This window comes from Nocardiopsis sp. iso_237 (assembly GCF_056173345.1).
Map to the genome: position 1 here is coordinate 4,958,295 of NZ_CM149669.1, position 20,739 is coordinate 4,979,033.

The following is a 20,739-nucleotide window of genomic DNA, read 5'->3' on the forward strand; positions in this document are numbered from 1 at the left end:
ACCAGGCCCCGTCGGATGACCGGCGGGGCTTTTTGCTACCACAGGGCATTCGAATCGGAGCGCCCTTTCCAAGAACGGTTCCTTGATCGTCACAAACGGGCCGGATCTGCCGCCGCAACCTGCCTGACCTGCAACGAAAGGGGGTCGAGGGGATAACCGCAACGCATCTCGATTACATGGCGCTTACATCCTCACAAACGCGAGGACAAGTGGCGATGGTCACGCTATGCTCGGAAGAGTGTCAGTGCTTTTGCACGTGCATCTGGCAGTGCATCCGCACGCACATCCCCTCAGAGAGACCAAGGAGCTAGACGAACATGACCGCACACAACGGCATCCGCGCGACCGAGCTGATCGAGGCCTCCTGGCAGAAGGCCAAGCGCAGTAACTCACAGGGCGCCTGCGTGGAGATGGCCCGCCTCACCGACGGTTCGATCGCCATGCGCAACTCGCGCTTCCCGACCGGACCGGCCCTGGTCTACACCCAGGAGGAGATCGACTGCCTCATCCTGGGCGCCAAGGACGGCGACTTCGACAACCTGCTCAGCTAGGCCGTGTTCCGCCGCACCTGATCGGCGCACCCCGGGGCGGTGCGTCAACCACGGCCTGGTTCGCCTCACCCTTGCTCTCTCCCAGGCCGCAGGGGCTCCATGAACACCGAAGGGCTCCGTCCGGCGTGGACGGAGCCCTTCACACGTGTGCGGACCGGCCGGGCGGGGGCGCCTGCTGCGGTCGGGGGGACGGCTGTGGTCCCGGTGTCAGTTGCCTTCGAGGTCCTTCAACATGTCCTTGAGCAGGGAGAGGGTCTCGTCGGGGGTGGCCGCGGAGACGCTGAGCCGCGTCATGGCCTTGGTGTAGGCCTCCACCGTGGCGGGCTTGTCGATGACCTCGCCGTCGGTGAGCTGTTCGAGGTAGACGATGTCGGAGAGCTCGAACTCGGAGTAGCGCAGCAGCGTGAAGGAACCGGCCTCCGCGGCGTGCGCGCCCACCTCGAAGGGGATGATCTGGAGGGTGACGTTCTCGTGGTTCTCACAGAGGTGGATCAGGTGACGGAGCTGGCCGCCCATGATCTCCGGCCCGCGCTCCCTGCCCCCGATGGGACGGCGCACGGCCGCCTCGTCGAGGATGATCCACATCTTCTTCCCGGCTTCCAGGTGCTTCTGTCTGGTGAGTCTGGCCTGGATGCGCTGCTCGGTCACCATGTCCGTGTCCACGCCACCCGAGATGATCTCGCGGGCGTACTCCTCGGTCTGGAGCAGGCCGGGGACGAACTGGGACTCGTAGATCCTGATCTGGTCGGCGGCCTCCTCGAAGCCCACGTAGCGGATGAACCACTTGTGGAGGGCGTCGCCGTACTCCTTCCACCAACCGGGCTTGTTGGATTCGGCGGCCAGTTCACGGAATTGCTTGAGCAGCTTCCGGTCCGTGACGCCGTACAACTTCAGGAGGTCCTCGATATCACGGGTCTTGAATCCGACCCGGCCGAGTTCCATGCGGCTGATCTTGGAGGCGGAGGCGCGAATCTTCTCGCCAGCGGCCTCTCGTGTGAGACCGCTGCGCTCCCGATGCTTCCTCAGCTGGTGCCCGAGGAGCATGCGACGCACGGTGGGTCCACTCCCCTGACGCAATTGAGCGATATCCACCTTCGCCGCCTCTCTGTCATTCTCCGAACAAGGGTATCGGGTCGGCCGAACCCCTTTGCCGCGCGGTCCGGACACTACACGTACACGATATAGCCCGCGCCCCGCGGCACCCACGGATCGGTCCCGTCGACCCCTCCGGGACGACGGACCGCTGGATGAGCCCCCTCCGGGGCCAGCCAAGCGGTCGGCCGCCCGAGAAGGGGGCCCATGTCATCGACTCACACGAATTGCGCCCAAACGAACTTTCCGCCGGGCGGTGTGGGAATCACTCCCCACTCTCGCGCGAAAGCGCTCACCAGGGCAAGCCCTCTGCCCCCCTCCATGCTGGGCTCCGCTTCCCTTCTGTGGGGCAAGCGATCTCCGCCGTCACGAACGGCACAGATGAATTCCCCGCCGCTGCGCATGAGGGACAGCTGAATACCGGCTTCGCCCTGCCTGGTCAAGGCCAGCGGTCCACCGTGGCGTACCGCATTGGTGACCAATTCGGAAACAACCACCGCCACATCACCGGACAAGTACTCCATGCGCCATTCGAGGAGCAGGGCCGCGGAAATCTCACGAGCGGCGGCCACCGCCCGGGGACGGGGCTCGAAGGTCCACGTGACGGCGTCGTGCCGGTCACCGCAGACCGGGGTGTTCCAACGGCGCGAACCGTGGGTCAGGACCCTGAGCCACCAGGCGCCGGTCGGCTTCGCCACCGCCTCCGCACACTCCATGCCCCTCAACTCCTCACTGACGCTTCGCGCGCCGGGCCGCCGACGAAAGGGAGGGCCCGTGCCGGTGCACGACCCGAATGCACGTGCATCTCGGTGTTGCACGCAATCGTAGGCCACGCCCCGGCAAAGTGCAGGCAAACGCGGACACGAACCCGAAAGGATTACCTGCGCGCAGGTGAGACGTATCGAACAGCTGTCGCGGAAGCGTTACCCGAGCGTTTCGCAAGTGCGGCGCAACCACCACCCGGGCACGTACCGACCGGTAGGCATGCGGATAGGATTCCCCCGCGTCCAGCACACGAATTACGGAGGTAACACCATGTCCCCAACGCCTCGTGTGGCGATCGTGACCGGCGCGGCCCGCGGAATCGGCGCCGCGACAGCCGAGCGCCTGGCCCGTGAGGGCCGCGCCGTGGCCGTGCTGGACCTCGGGGAGTCCGACGCCCAGGAGGTCGCGGACCGGATCACGGAGGCCGGAGGCACGGCCGTCGCGGTGGGGTGCGACGTCTCCGACGAGGACCAGGTCGCCTCGGCCGTCGACACCGTCGCCGAACGGCTCGGCCCGCCCGCGATCCTGGTCAACAACGCGGGCGTGCTCCGCGACAACCTGCTGTTCAGGATGTCCGCCGACGACTGGGACACGGTGCTCGGCGTCCACCTGCGCGGGTCGTTCCTGATGAGCCGGGCCGCCCAGGCGCACATGACCGCGGCCAAGTGGGGCCGGATCGTCAACCTGTCCAGCTCCTCCGCGCTCGGTAACCGGGGCCAGGCCAACTACTCGGCGGCCAAGGCCGGGCTCCAGGGCCTCACCAAGACCCTCGCCATCGAGCTGGGCAAGTTCGGCGTCACCTGCAACGCGGTCGCCCCCGGGTTCGTCGAGACCGCGATGACCCGGGCCACCGCCGAGCGGATCGGCGTCGACTACGACGACATGAAGGCGTTCAAGTCGGCCGAGATCCCGGTCCAGCGGGTCGGCTACCCGGAGGACATCGCCAACGCCGTCGCCTTCTTCACCGGGGAGGACGCCGGGTTCGTGTCCGGGCAGGTCCTGTACGTGGCGGGCGGTCCCCTGGACTGACCGGCCCGCACGGCGCCCCGCACCGGCGGGGCGCCGTCGCACCCGGTGGCCGGTTCCGGCCACCGGGTTCCGGGACCGGGGTCTCAGGAGGGCTGTTCGTCCGTCCTCGGCCGCACGAGGACCTCGGTGATGGTCCGCCCGTTGGTCTCCGCCACCTCGGCCGTCCAGCCGCCGAAGTCCACCCGCTCCCCCGCGCTCTGCGGGATGTGTCCCAGCACGGCGAGGATCAGCCCGGCCACGGTGACGTAGTCGCCCTCGGGCGGGTCCGGCAGGTCCAGGTCGAGGTCGGACAGGTCGTGGACCGGGTAGGTGCCCGGCAGCGACATCGAACCGTCCTCGTGCCGCCGGACCACACGGACGTCGGTGTCGGTCTCGTCGTAGATCTCCCCGACGATCTCCTCCAGCAGGTCCTCCAGGCTGACGATCCCCTCGATCCAGCCCATCTCGTTGACCACCACGGCGAGCTGCGCGCGTTCCTCGGTCATCCGTTCGAGGGCCAGGGAGACCACCAGCGAGTCGGGGAGCAGCATCGGCTCGCGCGCGACCTCCCGCACGCTTCCGGTCCCCCGCACGAGGTCGGACCAGTGCACCACGCCGAGGACCTCGTCCAGGTCGCCCTCGGCCACCACCGGCGCCCTGGAGTGGCCGTGGTCGGCGAGCATCCGCAGGGCGTCGTCGGTCGGTGTCCCGGCCGGGATGACGAACACCTCCCCGCGCGGCACCACCACCTGACGCAGCCGCCGGTCGTCGATCTCGAACGCGCCCGTGATGATGGTGCGCTGTTCCTGGGTGATGTCGCGCTGGGAGGCGAGCATGTCCCGCAGCTCCTCCTCCGAGATCTCCTCCCGGGCCGCCGCGGGGTCACCCCCGGTCAGCCTGACCAGGAGGTCGGTGGACGCGCTCAGCAGCCACACGACCGGACGGGACAGCGTCGCCATCAGGTCGAGGGGGCGGGAGACGGCCAGCGCCCAGGTCTCGGCGCGCTGCATCGCGACGCGTTTGGGAGCGAGCTCCCCCAGCACGAGCGTCACGAACGTGAGGACGACCGTGACGAGGACGACCGACGCCGGGGCCGCCGCCGCGCCGAGGAAGCCCAGGGGTTCGACGAGCGGACGCGCCAGGGACACGGCGGCGGTCGCGGAGGCGAGGAACCCGGCGAGGGTGATGCCGATCTGGATGGTGGCGAGGTAGCGGTTGGGGTCCCCGGCCAGGCGGGCCACGGCCCTGCCGCCCGCCCCGCGTTCGGCCAACTGCCTGACCTGGCCCTCGCGGAGGGTGATCAGGGCGATCTCACTGCCCGAGAACAGCGCGTTGACCAGGACGAGGGCCAGAACCAACCCGAGCTGCACCCCGTAGCTGTCCATGTGCCGCCGTCTCCCCAGTGGTGGACCCGTGGATCGTTACCCCTCGTCTCCTCACCCTGACACAACGCGCTGGTCAGGACTCCTCCACGCACCGGAGTTCCCCCGCTTTGGTCAGTGCGGTGGGAACGTGTGCGCCGCCGGGGCGAGGTCGTCGCGGGGCAGGGGTCGACCCTCGATGGCATCGGTGACCTCGGTGACCAGCTCCTCGACGAGGTCGACACCCGAGGCGTAGTCGGGGTGTCCGTCGGACAGGACCGCCACCAGGTACTCGCGGTCGGGGCCCCGGACGTGGCCGACGCTGTTGACGGTCCACAGGCCGTCGGACTCGCGCGGGGTCCAACCGTTCTTGACCCCCGCGGTGTCCCGGGGACCGGCGACGGCGGAGACGCCCCAGGCCTGTTCGGGGGCGACCGACTCCATGAGTGCGCGGACGACGGCCCGGTGGTCCTCGGAGAGCGGTCCCTCGTCGGTGTACAGCGCGCGCAGCAGGCGGATCTGGTCGGCCGCGGTGGTCGTCGTGGAGCCCCAGCTACCGCCGGGGTGGGGTTCGGTGGCGGTGAACCCGAGGCGCTCCGAGTGGCGGCGGAACCCGTCGGTGAACCCCATCCGGAGGTAGAGGTCGTCGACCACCGAGTTGTCGCTGTACCTGATCATGCGTTCGGCCCGCTCGCGTTCGTTCGCGGTGAGCGCGCGGCCCTCCTCCTCGGCACTCATGAGGAGCATGGTGAGGACGGTCAGCTTGGCGACGCTCGCCGTGGGGAACGGCCGCTCCGCCTCGTGGCTGAAGGTGGTGCCGGTCCGCAGGTCCTGGACGGCGATCCCGAACTCCGCCGGGTGCTCGGTGTCGAGGGCCCCGACGCGTGCGGCCAGGGCGGCCCGCTCCCCCGGAGGCAGGGCCGTGCCGCCGCGCGCGGTGACAGCGGGCGGGGCGGCCGGGTGGGCGATCCGCGCGGCCTCGGGGACGGCGTCGATCGCGGGGTGCGCTCCGGGCAGGGAGACGGCCATCAGGAGGGCGACGAGGACGGCCGCGGGCCGCCCTTCGGTGGGGGAACGCCTGGTCACGCGATCACCGGTTCTGCACCGTGGGAACTGGTGCCGGACATTATCCCCGGACAATCGGCGCGAATCACCCACCCGATGCCGAATCGGTACCGCCGGATCAGTCCGTGCGCTCGCGGGTGTCCTCGTCGATCCCCCGGGCCACCAGCGCCTCACCGGTGGCGTCGGCCATCCGGAGCAGTTGGACGATCACCGGCACGACCAGCAGGTGGGGCCGCCCGGACAGGCCCCGCGCCCGGTAGCCCTCACGGGCGGCGCGCCAGGCGGTGGCGACCATCGGGATCGACCGGACGGTCAGGGCGAGCACCAGCGCGACCCGGTCGGGGTTGACTCCCACGTGGCGCAGCGGACGGGCGAGGCGTTCGAAGAGGTCCAGCATCTCCCGGACCCGGGTCGTGAGGGTGACGGCGTTGGCCAACAGCACCAGGGAGGCGAGCTGGGCGCACAGCCGGACACCCTCCTCCCAGGCGCCGAACAGGGCCTGGAACACCCCGATGGCCAACAGGAACGGCCACAGCGCCCGCAGGACCCCCAGGGCCCGACGCGGGTGCAGGCCGACCACGGGGTACACCACGAGGCTCGCGACGAACACGCCCAGGGACACCCACGGGTCGGCGGCGACCAGCAGGGCGACGCCGACCACCAGGAGGCCCAGGAGTTTGGGCCCGGCGGGGATCCGGTGCAGGGGCCCGGTGCCGGGGACGTACAGGCCGATCGCGCTCACGCGGTGTCCGCCTGGTCCATGAGCTTGGTGTAGAAGGACACCGCGTCCTCGGGTGCGCCGTCGAAGGCCACCCGGCCCTCGGCCATGACCAGGACCCGGTCGAAGTCGGTGAGCAGGTCCAGGTCGTGGGTGAACAGGACGACCCGCTGGTCGAGCCCGGCCAGCGTGCGGTGCACCATGCGGGTGTTGCGCAGGTCGAGCAGGGTGGTGGGTTCGTCGCAGACCAGGATCTCGGGCCCGGTGACCAGAACGGAGGCCAGCGCGAGCAGCTGCTTCTGGCCGCCGGAGAGCAGGTGCCCGGGGTGGTCCCGGTGGTCACCGAGCCCGTAGCGCTCCAGGACCTCGTCCACCCGGCGGGCGGTCTCCTCCCTGCCCAGTCTCAGGGAGCGCAGCCCGATCTCCACGTCCTCGGCCACCGTCGGCATGATGATCTGGTTGGCGGCGTCGGAGAAGACGAAGCCGACCCGGCGCCGGACCTGCCTGGCGTGCCGCCGGGTGTCCCACTCCCCCAGCGAGACCCGGCCCGCGTCCGGCAGCACCAGACCGTTCAGCGTGCGGGCCAGGGTGGACTTGCCCGAACCGTTGGCCCCGATCACGCCGATCCGGTGCTCGGTGAGGTCGAGGCTGACGTCCCGCAGCACCGCGCGGCCGTCGTAGGAGTGGGAGACCCCTTCGAGACGGAGCATCAGTCGTTCTCCCGGGTGACCCGGTCGTCGATGACCGGGCGGCCCGCCGGAGGGATGGGGTAGGCGCGGAAGACGGCGCTGGCGATCGCGGCGGTGACCACGGCCTTGACGATGTCGCCCGGGAGGAAGACCGCCATGGACAGGGCTCCGGCGAGGACGCCGTCCCCGAGGACCACCGCCATCCAGGGGACGCCGACGGCGTAGATGACGACGACCCCGCCCAGCAGGTTGATGAGCAGGCCCCGCCAGAAGCCGTACCTCCCGCGCGCCACCATGAGGTCCGTGAGGAGGCCGATGACGAGGGCGGCGAAGATCCAGCTCACGATGAACCCGGCCGAGGGCCCGGCCAGGACGCCGAGGCCGCCGCGCCCGCCCGCGAAGAGGGGGAGCCCGGCCAGGCCGAGGGCCAGGAAGGCGGCGATCGCCAGGCTGCCGCGCTTCCACCCGAGGAGGCTGGGGGCGAGCATGATGCCCAGGGTCTGGAGGGTGATCGGGACCGGGCCGACGGGGATGGCGACGGTGACGCTGAGCGCGGCGATCAGCGCCGCGAACACGGCGACGAGTGCGAGGTCGCGCGCGGTGAGGCCCCGGTAGCGGACGTGGGCCGTCACGGTGGTGGGCATGCGTGGTCCCCTTCGGGGAGGAGTCGGGAGCGGATCACCGTCCATTGTCCGTTATGCGGAGGCGCCCGGCAGGAGGCGGGGCACACAGAACCCCGGCACGCCTGTTGTAGGGGTTCGCCTAGGACCCGGGTCACACCGGCGGTGGGACCCGGGTCGTCATCGCTCCGCGGGCTTCTCCCCTCTGTGGCGGTTCCAATAAGGCTCCGGACGAACTGGGTCCTGATCGTCAAGTTTTCACGCATGCATCAGCCGGGAGTCGCTGCCTGATGCAGGCGGCCCACGTGGGAGCAGGGCTGGGACCTCCCTCTATTCGCACTTCAGGTGCCCTAAGCTGGTGGGTATGCCCGTGCTCCCGGTTACCACTCCACTGCGACTGGACGGGTTGGTGTTCTCGGTTCACGTCTCGAACAGACGAAGGACAGTGGGAATCACGGTCGACCGGGACGGATCTCTGCACCTGCACGTGCCAACGGATACAGATTGGGCCAGGGTCGAGCAGTGGGTGCGCCGAAAGCGGCACTGGGTGAGGGACAAGCTCGCGGAGAAGGACCTGCTGCTGTCAGACCAGCCGCGTCGTGAGTTCGTCTCGGGTGAGGGTTTCGACTACCTGGGGCGCCGTTACCGACTGAAGATCTCCGACGAGGTTGAGTGCGTGCACTTCAACGGCGGCCGGATCCGCATGCACTCGTCGGTGGCGAACGGTCCGGATCCGGCCGGAGCGTTGGTGGCGTGGTACCGGGGTCGAGCCCGTCGTTGGGTACCTTCGCGTCTGAGGCCCTGGAGCGAACGCATGGGGCTGTACCCCGAACGGGTGAGTGTGCGTGATCTGGGACACCGGTGGGGTTCGGCGGGTGCGAGGGACCGGCTCAACCTGCACTGGGCGGTAATGCAGTTGCCGCCCACCGTCATCGACTACGTCCTGTCACACGAGCTCGCCCACCTTGCGGTTCGGGACCATTCCCCTGCCTTCTGGGCCCGAGTCCGTGCCGTCATGCCCGACTTCGAGCGCCAACGCGACCGGCTCGCCGCCCTCGGCGGCCAGGCCTGGCTGGGCTGACCGCCGAGGACGGTTCGGGCTCCGGTCATCTGTGGTCGAACTTGCGCTCCGCGAGGTCGACCAGGCGGGGGCCGAGTTCCTTGGCCACGTCCATGGGAAAGAGGCGTGTCTCGGCGAACTTGACCTTGATCAACTTCTGCGTCATCTTCTTGCGCAGGTTCCGGCCCGGGATGTCCCCGTAGCCCCGAAGGGCAATGGCGGCCTGCATATCACGGCTCGCGCCCCTGGTGAAGTCGACCAGCACGTCATCCAGTTCCGGGGCCAGTTCGCCGGTCTGCTCGTCGCGGATGGTGGTGGCGAGCAGGTCGTAGAAGGGTGCTTCGGTGTTCGGGTCGAGTCCGGTGTCGTCGGCCTGACGCCCTTCGGCCATGTCGGTGCGCAGGTCGCGCATGGCCTCGTACATCTGAGCCCAGTTGCCGTCGAGCCGGTCGAGGATCTCGTCGAGGCGTTCGGAGAGCTTGCCGTAGTGCTCGGGGTCCTGGTCCAGGTTCTCGCTGATGTGGTGGCGCAGCGCGTGTTCCATCTCCGAGGCCTTCGCCCGATCCGAGGACAGCGCCTCGACCTTGGTCTCGAAGTCGCTCGCGGTGATGGCCGTCGGCGGGATCTTGGTCCGGATGTCGTGCACACGGATGTACTGGTCAATGAGCTCCCGGACCTTGCCGCCGTACAGGGAGGGGTCGAACCCGTCACCCTCCCGGTAGCGTCCGCGGGCGAGGGTGGCGATGGTGCCGAAGGACTTCGCGTCGGGGACGAACTCGCGGGCCTCGGGGCGGGGCAGCACGGTCTCCAGGCTCCGGTTGAAGTCCTTGAGCGCGTTGCGGAACTCGCGCCGCCGGGACTCGTCCGCTAGGAGCTGCACGCACTCTTCCCGCTCCTCGTCGGTGCCGAACCGGTCGAGCCCGTGGATGGTGAAGATCTTGCGCACCCGCTCGTGCCGCTCGCGCAGAAGGGGCACCTCGCTGCGGACACTGCTCAGCGCGCCCTCGATGTCCTCGGCGGCGTAGGCAGCCAGCGCGGTCTTGAGGTGTTCGGCGACCCCGTAGTAGTCGATGACGTAGCCGACCTGCTTGTCCTGCGCGGTGCGGTTGACCCGGGCGATCGCCTGGAGGAGTTCGGCCTCCTTGATGTGCCGGTCCAGGTAGAGAATCTGCTCGTTGGGGGCGTCGAAGCCAGTCAGCAGCATGGAGTTGACCACGAGGAAGGCCAGCGGGCTGGTCTGCTCCGGGTGGGGGTCCGTGCCGTGCGGCAGCGGCTTCTTGAACTCACGGATGCGGTTGCGGTGCTGGGTCTCATTGGTCCACTCCTTGTTCTGGACCTTCCAGTCAGCGCTGTCGTTGTGCGCGCCGGAGACGACGGCGGCGGCGTCGAGCCGGGCGATGAGGTCGCGGTGGGGCAGGGCACGGATGAGCCGGGCGGTGGCCGCGCCGTGGGCCTCGGGGTCCTCGGCCGCTTCGGGGGTGCGCAGCTCAGCGGGCAGGGCGTCGATCTCGGCGACCAAATCGTCTCGGGCGACGAGAAGCGCGGCCTGGTAGCGCACGGCGGCCTTGCGGGAGACCGCGACGACCTGCGCCTTGAAGCCGTTGGGCAGGATGACGTCCACGTAGTGGCGGAGCATGCTGGCGGCCTTGGCCGCGATCATCTGTTCCGCTTCGAGGACGTTGTTCTTGGTGGCGTAGCGGCGTTTGAGCTCTTCGAGCTGCTCGGGGGTGGCGTCGAGCATGCTCACGAACAGTTCGTCGAGGTCGTTGCCGTCGCGCACGTGGGCCTTGGTGGTGCGGCCCTCGTAGAGGATGGGCACGGTGGCGCCGTCGGCCTCGGACTGCTTGATCGTGTAGGAGTCGATGAACGCGCCGAAGATCTTGCTGGTGAATCGGTCCTTGTCGCCCATGATGATGGGCGTCCCGGTGAACCCGACCCGCACAGCGTTGGGCAGGGCACCCATGAGGTTGGCGTGCAGCTGGGAGCCCTGGGAGCGGTGCGCCTCGTCGACCAGGACGAGGATGTCCGTGGAGTCGTCGGCCATGTCCAGCTGCGGGACGATCTCCTTCTTCTCCTTGCTCTCCTTGGCCTCGCTCTCGCTCTCGGGAGCTTCCTCGTCCGCCGCCTCGCCATCGGGTGTAGTTTCTTCGCGGGTGACGGCGCTATCCCCCCGATACTTGTGGATCATGGCGAAGTACAGGCCCTTGCCGGGGATGGCCAGGGTGGTTTCGAGTTCCTTGACCTTCTCGATGGTCTCGGTGCTCTCCCCGGTGAGCGCCATGGTCTCCGACAGCTGGCCTTGAAGCTGGGTGCGGTCGGTGACCACCACGATCTTGAAGGCGGTCAGCTTCGGGTGCGAGCGCATGGCCCGGACCAGGAAGACCATGGTGAGGCTCTTGCCGGAGCCCTGGGTGTGCCAGACGATGCCGCCGCGCTGGTCGAACTCGCCGTGCTGGAGCCGGGTGGGCTGGGTGGCCATGCGCCGGATGGCGCGGTGGACCGCCCGGTACTGCTGATACCGGGCGACGGCCTTGACCCGCCGGGTTCCGGTCTCCATGAACAGGGTGAAGTGCCGGACCAGGTCCAGCAGGATCGCGGGACGGAGCATCCCGGCGACCAGTATCTGCTGACCGTTGAGGTTCTTGACCGCGTCGGGGCCTGACGCCTCGGGGCCGGTGAGGTCGAGTTCGGCGGCGACCTGTTCAGGGGTGGCGGGTTCGGTGGTCTTCCACTCCATGAAGTGCTCGGGCCCGGCGGTGAACCCGGCCGCGCGGGCGTTGGTGCCCTGGGCCGCGACGACGAACTGGTTGGTGTGGAAGAGCTTGGCGTTGCCCTCCTTGGCACGGACCTCGGATCGCTGGTCGGCGTACCGGCGCAGCTGATCGATGGCAGCGGCCATGGGGCTACTGGCGTCGGGTGACTTGCACTCGATGACGACCAGCGGGATGCCGTTGACGAAGAGGACCAGGTCCGGGATGATCCGGTCGGTTCCGAGGGCGCCGGGTCCGTCCAGGACGAAGTGCCGGGCGATACGGAAGTCGTTGTTGTCGACGTCGTCGAAGTCGATGAACCGGACGCTCTGGCGGCGGCCACCGTGCCAGCCTTCCACCCCGTCGACCTCGGTCCCGACGAGGAGAAGGCCGGTGAGTTCCTCGTTGATCTCGATGAGCGTGCGCGCTTGAGGGCGGGTGATCGCGCTCATGGCCTGGTCAATACGGCTCTCGTCGAGCCATTCGTCGCCGTTGTCATCGAGGTTGATCCGACGCAGCGCGGAGCGGAGCGGGAGTTCGAGGAGCGTCTGGGTGTAGGAGGAACGGCCGGCGCCCTTGCCGTGTCCCTCGTCCAGGGTCCACCCCAGGGTGGTGAGCTGCTCGATGAGGGGCTTCTCGGTGAGCTCCCACTCGGGCCCGGTGGGCTGCTTGCCGGAGGGACCGGAGGAGGGGGCGGAGGGGTTGGGGGAAGAACCCTCGGGGGTGTCCATCGGCGACCTTTCATCACGGGCGACTCAGCGAGCGGGCGACATGTCCATGTTGCCCGGATTCTGCCGGTCGGTGATGACAAACGCCCGCACCCTCGGAGGGTTGGGGCCCTCCGAGAGCGCTGATCTCGACAGGCCCGAGACTACTGGGTGGCCTCGCCCTCACGCAGAGCACCCAGGAGGGAGGCCCAGTCGGAAGGCACGAAGGAGAGGTGCCCCAGCGCCCTGTTCTGCGTGTCCCGGACGTGGACGCGGCGGGAAGTGTCCGCAACCTCGACGCAGTCGCCTCCCTGGTTGCCGCTGTAGCTGGACTTATGCCAGTTAGAAGGGGTCAATTCCATGGCTGTGTGCCTCCCTGTAGCGGGAGATGAAGTCAACGGACTCGTCTGGAGAGAGCGAAAGTGAGCGCAGCGCCCCGAAGCGCAGAGTGCATTGTTCCACCTCCGCGAAGTCGATGGACACGCGTCCACTTCCCGGAGTCTCAGCGTAAGCAAACTGCTCACCCCCACCCATGTCCAAGACCTTGAACGAACCATCCATCGCCGCGTGCACACCCTTCGAGAAGGGCAGGACCTGAAGCCGAAGACTAGGGCGCACCGCCAACTGCAACAAGTGGGCGAGCTGGGCATCCATCACCTCCCAGCTACCCACTGGCCTCCGCAGCACACCCTCATCAACCACGACCCACATCAGGGGTGGATGCTCTTGCTCAAGGATCCGCTGACGTGCCACCCGCGTTCCAGCAGGCGCTCCACCTCTTCGTCCTCACTGGGCGGCCAACCTGCACGCAGCACGGCAGCGGCGTACTCCCGAGTCTGCAATAGGCCAGGAACTACCTGAGCTTGGAAATCGTGAATTATCCTCGCATCTTTCTCAAGCTCTACGTACTCCTTGAACCCCTGAGGATATCCGTCCTGGTCACCAGGCCAGAGACGCAGCAAGCCACCGCGGGCGCCAAGTACCGTGTCCGCTTTCTCAGCAAAGCTCTTTCGCGGAGCACGCTCGGCCCGCTCGACCGCACCCAGCATCTGATGCGAGATCAGCGTGGCCTTCGCCAGCTCGCGCTGGGAGAGATCTGCCGACTGGCGCAATCGTTGCAATTCACTACCAAAGCGGACTAATGCCGACTTAGAGACCGTCTTTTTCCCGCTCGCCATGGACACAGTTGACCACAGTTGGACACTCTCCGCTGCACTTTTCCACAATCCGCTACTTCTGCTGGCCACGCGAGACTTTTCAGTGCTGGACGTGCAACCGTGATCATGTGAGCCCGAGTCGTTTGCGGCCTCACATGACAACGGCCCCGCACAGGTGTGACAGCACCTGCACAGGGCCTTAGCCCACAACCTGAGACACCAGGTGAGGACTCATGGTCAACCGTATCGTTTCCCCAGCCAGCAGGAGCCAGCGGCTGCCGCTCCGGCGCTGCTCCTTCCGGTTCGCCGGACAGCCCACGAGCGTGAAGCAGGCCCGCGACTGGCTCACGCGCCGCCTGTACATGGCGCGTCCGTTCCCGAGCAGAACCACGACAACGCGCTACTCCTGCTCTCCGAGCTGGCCACCAACCAGGTGCTGCACACGCCGCGCACCGACAAGTCCAACGGGGACTACTTCGTCCGAGCGTTCTTCTTCCACGGATGGCTCCGGGTGGAGGTTCGGGACGTGGAAGGCAACAACCCGGAGATCCACGCCATCTCCCTCGACCTGAACGCCGAGCACGGTCGCGGACTCTTGCTCGTGAACGCCCTCGCCTCCCAGTGGGGGTGTTTCGAGTCGGGCCGGGGGCCCGGCATGTACTTCGAGCTGCGTTGGGAGCGGTGATGACCATGACCGGCTACCAGCTGCACCCCAGCGAAACGATCCGGCGCCTGCGCGCGGAGTTCCCGGACTTCCTCATCTGCGAACTCAGCGGTGAGTTCGGCAGCCCCTGCTTCACCGCGACCAGTACCCACAACACCGACGGTCGGCCGGAGCTGATCGTGACGGGGAACCCGGATGAGCTGAGGCGAGCACTCACCGTCCTCGGCAGCGGAAAGACAAAGTTGGCAGAGGAGCACAGCCAGTGATGACTCTGGACACCCTGGAAGGACCTCTGGCATTTCAGTTGCGCAGGCTCCTGGCTACCTACCGCAAGCGGGGATGGACCATCTGGCACGGCAACTCAACGAACCAGTACTGGGCTGCCCATACCGGACGGATGGTGTTGCTCAGCGGCGAGAGCCCGCAGGCCCTGACCGCTGAGATCGAGCGCATCCAGCCAAGCAACTACCCGACGCAGGCGCCCACGCGACGCTTCTCTTTCTGGCGACGCCCAGCCCGTACTCGTGCGTTCTGCTAGTTCACACCAACAGTGGCCCGGGACCCCATCCCGGGCCGCACCTGTGTTCAGGCCCCCAACCGTCACACAGGAAGGTCCTTGAGCTGGTTCACCCGCACCCGCCCGGTCAGCAGGTCATCCATCAGCCCGGCCTTCAGCATTCGCAGCTTCTCCAGCCGCGCCTGCTCTACCGCAATCCGATCGTCATGTGCCTCAATGATCGAGACGATGCGCCTTTGCTCTCCCAAGGATGGAACAGGAACAGGACACGCAACAACATCTCCCTTATTAATACTGGCCTGAGAAATTGCACTCTTTGCGCGACTTCGAAAATAATTCAAACAATTTCCGCCATTCAATGCTAGAGATGCATACCTCGAATCCAACTCGGATCCAACAAGGCGGAGCCTCATTACATTCGATTCAAAAACCATAGGCACCGACAGGGATGGAATCAATGCAGACTTCCCGATGTGGTCAATAGAATTCACTCGATTGATCACAATATCACCTCCCCAAAGAGAGTAGCCAAGCATCTCAGACTCAGAAAGACGAACTCTATGCAGTCGATTCAAATCGTAAATAACTCCATTACCAAAAGAGTCAATCCGCAGAATAGGAACACCCGAATCACCATAGAATGATTGATGTTTATATATTCCATTTTTTGGATCAGACGAAAGAAAGTCTCCCAACTTTCCCCAAGATTCGATCGAACCAAGCATCTCGACTACATGCCCAGCCCGCACCGCATTAAGCTTTTCGGAGAACGCAGCAGAAGCCTCAGTGGCCTCATCCACGACGTCGAGCACTTCAGCAATACGCCACTGTTCAGCAAGGGACGGAAGCGGCACACTGATGCGGTAAACATCGTTCCTGTTAAGCCCGGGAACCCCGGTCGAAGAGTCAAGTCTCTTCAATGGCAGCCACTTAAGTAGCCAGTAGACCCACCTGTCATGAAATTTCCCATCAAACACGGGGTTCACATAGTAGACCGTATCAATAGGCCAATACGCTCCAGAGCTCCAATAAACTGACCCAACCGAGCCCTTGCGACCAACAATCACACCCGGTCCATGGATTAATCCAACAGCATGCTCACCAACTACGCCCCCAGAACCATAGACGGAGAACCCATCGCCTGAACGAAAAGACGATTCAAGTGATTTGCCGTATTCCAAAGAGAGAATCTCGCCGAGCCTCACCGAGGGAAGCACGCCTGAACTATACATAGCCAAGTTCCTTCAGGAAACCATCCAACTTATCCCCCACCCTGTCCTGGCGGCCCTGGATCTGCCTCAGTGAAGTCTGGTACTTGTCCCACCAGTTCTCAAGTTCAGCCACAACTACGCGTCGCTGCTGATCTGAGTACTCCTGAAGCTCTCCCACCAGTTCCCACTCGGCAAACTCCAGAATGTAGGCGCGCTCTTTCTCACTTCCCATCCCCTCACGCTCCATCTTCAGCGCCGCAACCAAGCCCTCCCTCAGAGCCTTAACCTTCTTCTTTGCCTCGGTGCGCTGCTTCTTGAGCTTCTTCAGTTCGGCTTCACTCACCGTCAGCGAATTGTCCGCAATTTCCCTGGCGTTTTCCTCGTCAGTGGCGCCATCGTCGTTCTCTGCCGACTCCGGGGCCATGGCCTTGATCTCAGTGTCCAGCTTCGAAGCCTGTTGCTCAGCCTCAGCCAAATTGTCCAAGTGCTTCGGGAGCAGCGCCTTCACCAATGGGTGCCCGGTAGGGTCCTTGGGTGGGATGGCTTGCGCACCATCTTCGATGTTGGTGATCCAGCCATCCAACACTCCAGCGAACCCGATCTCCGTCAAGGCCCGCATGTCGTATTGGATCGCATCCCACCAACGAACGACCACACCCGTGGTCTCGAACCGGTCCAGCGAACCCACTGGTTCCAAGGCCTCGACAAAGCTGTTGATGAGCTCCTGGCGCACCTTCATCAAATGTTTGGTCTCCGGCAGGGCCACCACCAGCTCTCTCTGACGTTCCCACCACTCGTCCAGAGCCTTGAACAGTTCTTCGCGTTTGGCCTGCACACCGCTGTCCTCAGACACCTGGGCGGCCAAATCAGCTCGCGTCAACCCCTCCGCGAAATCCCGGTAGGGTCCGTTTTCGCCATCAGCACCTTCGGGACGCGGAATCAGAGTCCGGTCAGCGCTGAAACCGATGCGGGCGAAGTCCTCCGTACGATCGGCGATCTCCGTTTCCGGCACCCCGCCGTGGAGGTGAGCGTACACATCCTGCGGCTCCGGCGGCGGAGCGTTGTCCACATAGCGGCGGATGTTGAAGTTGAAGTCGTTCTCCTTCAACTCCTCCAGGTCCACCACCCGCGAATAACCTGGGATATCCGCGAAGTTCTGGTAGGCGTAGAGGATCTTCTCCGCGTGCTCGGGCAGAAGGTAGTTCTGAGCCTTGCCCGCCTTGAACTCACGGTCGGCGTTGATGAACAGCACCTTGTTCTTACGCTGCTCAGGCTTACTACGCGGAGCACGGAAGACGATCACACAGGCCGGGATACCGGTTCCGTAGAAGAGATTGGGCGCCAGACCGATGACCGCCTCGATGCAGTCGTCACGCACGAGGTCGGTGCGGATCTGGCGTTCCTCTCCCCCACGGAACAGCACACCGTGCGGCATGACGGTGGCACCCCGGCCACTGTCCTTGGTCAGTACCGCCACCATGTGCTGGAGGAACATCAGGTCGGCCTTCTTGGAGCCGTCCTTGACCTGGCCCCACTGGTAACGCTCCTGACGGAACTTCGCTTCCTCCCCCTGGAACACCTGGGAGAACGGAGGATTGGCCAGCACTACCTCGAACCGATCCAGCTTGCCGTCACTGACGTGCTGGGGGTTGATGAGGGTGTCCTCGTTTTGCAGGTCGGCGTCAGGGATTCCGTGCAGCAGCAGGTTCATCTTGGAGATGGACCACGAACCGCCGTTGAGCTCCTGCCCGGCCAGCTTGAGGTCACGCGGGTTGCGGTCCTGCTCCTCCATGTGTTGCTTGGCCATGATGAGCATTCCGCCCGACCCCGCGGTGGGGTCGTAGACACTCTCCCCTTCCTGCGGGTCCACGAGTTGGACCATCATCCGTACCACCGCACGCGGGGTGTAGAACTCACCACCGCGTTTGCCGGCCGAGTCTGCGAACCGGCCGATGAGGTACTCGTAGGCCGCACCCAGCAGGTCGGGGAACTCGAAGTCGGTGTCACGCAGCCTGTGCTGGCTGAAGTGCTTGATCAGGTCCCGCAGAGAGCGGTCGGACAGGCGGGTCTTACCGATTGTGGCATTGAAGTCGATGTGCTGGACCACGCCCTCCAGCTCGGGGTTGGCTCCCTCCAGCGCCTCCAGCGCCTTGTTGAGCTCACTACCGACGTTGGTGTGCACTTTGTCGCGCAGGCGCTCCCACCGCGCCTCCTTCGGAACGAAGAACACACCCTCATAGAAGACATCGTCTTCTTTGAGTTCTTCGGCCTCCTCCGGGGTGTGATCGTCGTCCAGTAGCTCCTGGACCACCTGCCGCTGGTGGTCCTCGAACTCATCAGAGGCACGCTTGAGGAACAGCATCCCGAAGATGTACTCCTTGTACTCGGAGGCGTCCATCCGTCCCCGCAGGATGTCAGCCGCCGAGAACAGGTGTCGTTCCAACTGAGGCAAGGTGAGTTTGGCGTGCGTGGCCACAGAGTCCCCTCTTGAAGTGTTCGTGCCGTTCACAGGTCTCATCGACACGAGAAGCCCAGCTTAGGAGCGGTCTACGACAGGAACGAATCGGAGCTGCCCGAGCCACCCGAGCTGCTGTTGTGGGAGGCCAAACGCTCGTGCGGCCCCCACGATCTCGCTACTCCGCCTCGCCCCGCAGTACCTGCTCCGCGAGCTCCACCAGAGACCCCTCCCCCTGGACGAACCAGAGTTTGGGCCCCTGAACGGCCTTGGGTGCCTTGACGCCCATGGCCTCCTGGATCATCCGGAGTGACAGGTTGCTCGGAGAGTAACGCCTGCCGTCCGCCGCCCACAGGAGCGGCTGCGAACGGTCGTTGACCCACGTCGCGAACCGTCGTTCGGGCACTTCCTCCAGCCAGGCCCGCATGCCCTTGCGCTGCGGACCACTCTGTGGCTCGAACACCAGAGCCGTGCCCTCGGGAATCGCGTTGGCGTCAACGAGCGTGCTCACGGTGCGCGGCTTACGCTGCTTCTTCTGCTTGGTGTAAGCCTCCTGCACAGCCGGTGAGACGGGTTGCCCGGTCTCCAGGTGGGTCAGCACGTGTTCACTCAGCTCCACACACCGCTCAGGGTTCTTGAACGTGGTGAGCGGGTAGCTGGTGTTACCGAACCGAGCGTCCACGTAGTGGATGGTGAGGTCCAGCAGAGACTCAACAGCCTCGGCCGCGTTCTCCAGCTCGGTATCCCAATCCGAGTCCAGATCCCCGATCTCGCTCGTGTCGGTGTTCTGGAACACCAAATGGGTGATGAACAGCCGCCCCTGTTCGGCGATGGCGGCACCTCGCCCCTCACGCTGGTCGGCAAGGAACTTCAACCGTTCCTGAGTCACCCGGAACAGGCGAACGCTATTCCAGACCCGCGCGCTCGTGGGCTCAGGGCCGAAGAGACGCTTGTACAGGGGGTCACCGGCAGGCCCCCACAGCACGTCCTCGTTCTCCTTGGCCCTGGCCACCCACTCGGGTCGGGGTTCAGCACACAGCAGCGCCAGAGCGGCCTCCCGAACCGTGCAACCGACGTCCTGGGAAGGGATGATCTGTTCTCCGCGCTTGAGCGCGTAGGTCTTGCCGAGCGTCAGCACCAAGTCGTCCCGGAGCTCAGCCTGTACCTTGTCCAAGGCAACGAAGTCGCGCCGCTCCACCTGGTTCTGGGTATTGGTCGCGGTAGTGACTCGTTCCCCGAAGTCACCCTCCTCCTCACCCAGCGAGATGAACCTGACCCCGACCTGGGCACGCTCCCCCAGATCGGGTTCATCCCGAACCGCCCGGTGGATGGCGGTGACGGTTTGGGCACCATTGACGATGCTAGCCCCCTCTACTGTCAGTTGGCCGCTTCCCCCTGCCGTCCCCGTGTACTTCACGCCCCTGCGGACGGATTCGGCGAGGACTGTGATGCCGTTGTTGAAGTACCAGAAGTGCTGTGGCTCGGACTTCAACGTGTCGATGAGTTCCTGATTGACCCCGGTGACACCCAGGGACCTGCGGATGTTCCCGTCGAAGAGACGGTCGCCGTGGTCGTCGAACCACTGTTTGATCTGGCCAACGGGGACAGTGCCGAAGTAGGCCTTGTACGGACTCTGGCGGGCCTCGTACTTGTTACAGAGATCGACCATTACTTCCAGATCCACTCTGGAGCGGCTGACACCTGATTTGACGAACTGATGGAAGTCGCGCAAATGCACGTACTCCACATCGAGGATGTCTTCACCGTGCAGCTCCACGAGCGCGTCCAGCCGTGACCGGATGTCCTCGTGCACGGGTTCGTTTCCCAGGAGAGCGATCACGACGGTGATCCTCACTCGTGAGTTGTCGATTGCTTCCTGGACTGCTGGCCACAGCTTCTGGAACCTGTCGTTGAAGGCGTCGACTTCCGCTGAGAGGATCCGGCCAACCCCTTCACAGAACTTGAGTGTGGCCCCGAGGTCGAGCGTCGCGTTACCGTTGGCCCGCCACTTGGACTGGACCAGGAACAGCTGGCTCCGGCTGCTGTCGACGTGGACGGCGTCGATCCCACCGTCGTCCGTTCCGTCGATAACCGAGGCCCCTGCCTCCTCGATCTCACATCCGGACAGCTTCGCGACGGCCAAGGCCGCCAGCCCTCTGGTAAGAGCAGCGGAAGAGGGGTCTTCGTCCTTGAGGGAGTTTCCGGGAGAGTCACTGAAGTCGATCACATCCGCGAAATGTTGGCAGATGGCGATTCTCACGTGCCGAACGGCGATGGGGGTGGCCATACCCACGAGCCTACCGACGCAGATGGCCTTCCCCCTCCGTTTCTCCGGCTTCGTTCAATGCC

Annotated in this window: 18 protein-coding genes and 1 pseudogene; 6 read left to right on the plus strand and 13 right to left on the minus strand. The window is 65.6% G+C overall.

The annotated features are described in order from the left end of the window. Positions 1–317 precede the first annotated feature (317 nt). Positions 318–551 carry a DUF397 domain-containing protein gene (locus AC0VYM_RS22415; protein ID WP_378737396.1) on the plus strand — a complete coding sequence of 78 codons (234 nt, stop codon included), beginning with the start codon at positions 318–320 and terminating at the stop codon, positions 549–551. 207 nt (positions 552–758) lie between these two features. On the opposite strand, the gene AC0VYM_RS22420 is transcribed toward AC0VYM_RS22415, so the two are convergent. Continuing rightward, positions 759–1,595: a helix-turn-helix domain-containing protein gene (locus AC0VYM_RS22420; protein WP_475463171.1), complete on the minus strand. Its 837-nt coding sequence runs from the start codon at positions 1,593–1,595 to the stop codon at positions 759–761. Positions 1,596–1,861: 266 nt separating this feature from the next. Further along, complete coding sequence (locus AC0VYM_RS22425) at positions 1,862–2,359, minus strand: ATP-binding protein (protein ID WP_475455272.1); 498 nt, start codon at positions 2,357–2,359, stop codon at positions 1,862–1,864. Between the two features lie 319 nt (positions 2,360–2,678). Here AC0VYM_RS22425 and AC0VYM_RS22430 point away from each other — a divergent pair, with 319 nt between their 5' ends. Then, positions 2,679–3,437, plus strand: coding sequence for an SDR family oxidoreductase (locus tag AC0VYM_RS22430; protein WP_475455273.1), 759 nt, complete (start codon positions 2,679–2,681; stop codon positions 3,435–3,437). 83 nt (positions 3,438–3,520) lie between these two features. Here AC0VYM_RS22430 and AC0VYM_RS22435 read toward each other — a convergent pair whose 3' ends face one another. The 5 genes from AC0VYM_RS22435 to AC0VYM_RS22455 form a co-directional block, all read right to left on the minus strand. After that, positions 3,521–4,801, minus strand: coding sequence for a hemolysin family protein (locus AC0VYM_RS22435; protein ID WP_475455275.1), 1,281 nt, complete (start codon positions 4,799–4,801; stop codon positions 3,521–3,523). A gap of 111 nt (positions 4,802–4,912) precedes the next feature. After that, positions 4,913–5,863, minus strand: coding sequence for a serine hydrolase (locus tag AC0VYM_RS22440; protein WP_475455277.1), 951 nt, complete (start codon positions 5,861–5,863; stop codon positions 4,913–4,915). 97 nt (positions 5,864–5,960) lie between these two features. Beyond that, positions 5,961–6,584: an energy-coupling factor transporter transmembrane component T family protein gene (locus AC0VYM_RS22445; RefSeq protein WP_475455279.1), complete on the minus strand. Its 624-nt coding sequence runs from the start codon at positions 6,582–6,584 to the stop codon at positions 5,961–5,963. Continuing rightward, the gene (locus AC0VYM_RS22450) at positions 6,581–7,270 is read right to left on the minus strand and encodes an energy-coupling factor ABC transporter ATP-binding protein (protein WP_475455281.1); all 690 of its coding nucleotides are present in this window, start codon (positions 7,268–7,270) and stop codon (positions 6,581–6,583) included. The genes AC0VYM_RS22445 and AC0VYM_RS22450 overlap by 4 nt, the downstream gene beginning before the upstream one ends. Beyond that, complete coding sequence (locus AC0VYM_RS22455) at positions 7,270–7,893, minus strand: biotin transporter BioY (RefSeq protein WP_475455283.1); 624 nt, start codon at positions 7,891–7,893, stop codon at positions 7,270–7,272. The genes AC0VYM_RS22450 and AC0VYM_RS22455 overlap by 1 nt, the downstream gene beginning before the upstream one ends. Before the next feature lie 340 nt (positions 7,894–8,233). Here AC0VYM_RS22455 and AC0VYM_RS22460 point away from each other — a divergent pair, with 340 nt between their 5' ends. Continuing rightward, complete coding sequence (locus AC0VYM_RS22460) at positions 8,234–8,950, plus strand: M48 family metallopeptidase (RefSeq protein ID WP_475455284.1); 717 nt, start codon at positions 8,234–8,236, stop codon at positions 8,948–8,950. Between the two features lie 25 nt (positions 8,951–8,975). On the opposite strand, the gene AC0VYM_RS22465 is transcribed toward AC0VYM_RS22460, so the two are convergent. The 3 genes and pseudogenes from AC0VYM_RS22465 to AC0VYM_RS22475 form a co-directional block, all read right to left on the minus strand. Next, on the minus strand, positions 8,976–12,410 hold the full coding sequence (locus AC0VYM_RS22465) for a type I restriction endonuclease subunit R (protein ID WP_475455286.1): 3,435 nt from the start codon (positions 12,408–12,410) through the stop codon (positions 8,976–8,978). Positions 12,411–12,550: 140 nt separating this feature from the next. Then, a complete protein-coding gene (locus AC0VYM_RS22470; protein ID WP_475455288.1) occupies positions 12,551–12,748 on the minus strand; it encodes a DUF397 domain-containing protein in 198 nt (65 codons plus the stop codon). Next, positions 12,729–13,564 (minus strand): annotated as a pseudogene (locus tag AC0VYM_RS22475) (helix-turn-helix domain-containing protein). Before AC0VYM_RS22475 ends, AC0VYM_RS22470 begins: the two are co-directional and overlap by 20 nt. A 412-nt stretch (positions 13,565–13,976) precedes the next feature. Between AC0VYM_RS22475 and AC0VYM_RS22480 the strand changes: the two are divergent. Genes AC0VYM_RS22480 through AC0VYM_RS22490 form a run of 3 tightly spaced genes read left to right on the plus strand, consistent with a single transcriptional unit; the run spans position 13,977 to position 14,745 of the window. Then, the gene (locus AC0VYM_RS22480; RefSeq protein ID WP_475455290.1) at positions 13,977–14,228 is read left to right on the plus strand and encodes a hypothetical protein; all 252 of its coding nucleotides are present in this window, start codon (positions 13,977–13,979) and stop codon (positions 14,226–14,228) included. Then, entirely contained in the window at positions 14,228–14,473 is a 246-nt protein-coding gene (locus tag AC0VYM_RS22485) for a hypothetical protein (protein WP_475455292.1), read from the plus strand. Before AC0VYM_RS22480 ends, AC0VYM_RS22485 begins: the two co-directional genes overlap by 1 nt. Then, positions 14,473–14,745, plus strand: coding sequence for a hypothetical protein (locus AC0VYM_RS22490; protein ID WP_475455294.1), 273 nt, complete (start codon positions 14,473–14,475; stop codon positions 14,743–14,745). Before AC0VYM_RS22485 ends, AC0VYM_RS22490 begins: the two co-directional genes overlap by 1 nt. Positions 14,746–14,807: 62 nt before the next feature. Here AC0VYM_RS22490 and AC0VYM_RS22495 read toward each other — a convergent pair whose 3' ends face one another. From AC0VYM_RS22495 to AC0VYM_RS22505, 3 genes are all read right to left on the minus strand, one after another. Next, positions 14,808–15,941: a restriction endonuclease subunit S gene (locus AC0VYM_RS22495; protein WP_475455296.1), complete on the minus strand. Its 1,134-nt coding sequence runs from the start codon at positions 15,939–15,941 to the stop codon at positions 14,808–14,810. Positions 15,942–15,948: 7 nt separating this feature from the next. After that, positions 15,949–18,411: a type I restriction-modification system subunit M gene (locus AC0VYM_RS22500; protein WP_475455298.1), complete on the minus strand. Its 2,463-nt coding sequence runs from the start codon at positions 18,409–18,411 to the stop codon at positions 15,949–15,951. A 157-nt stretch (positions 18,412–18,568) separates the two neighbouring features. Next, entirely contained in the window at positions 18,569–20,677 is a 2,109-nt protein-coding gene (locus AC0VYM_RS22505) for an AIPR family protein (RefSeq protein ID WP_475455300.1), read from the minus strand. Positions 20,678–20,739 lie beyond the last annotated feature (62 nt).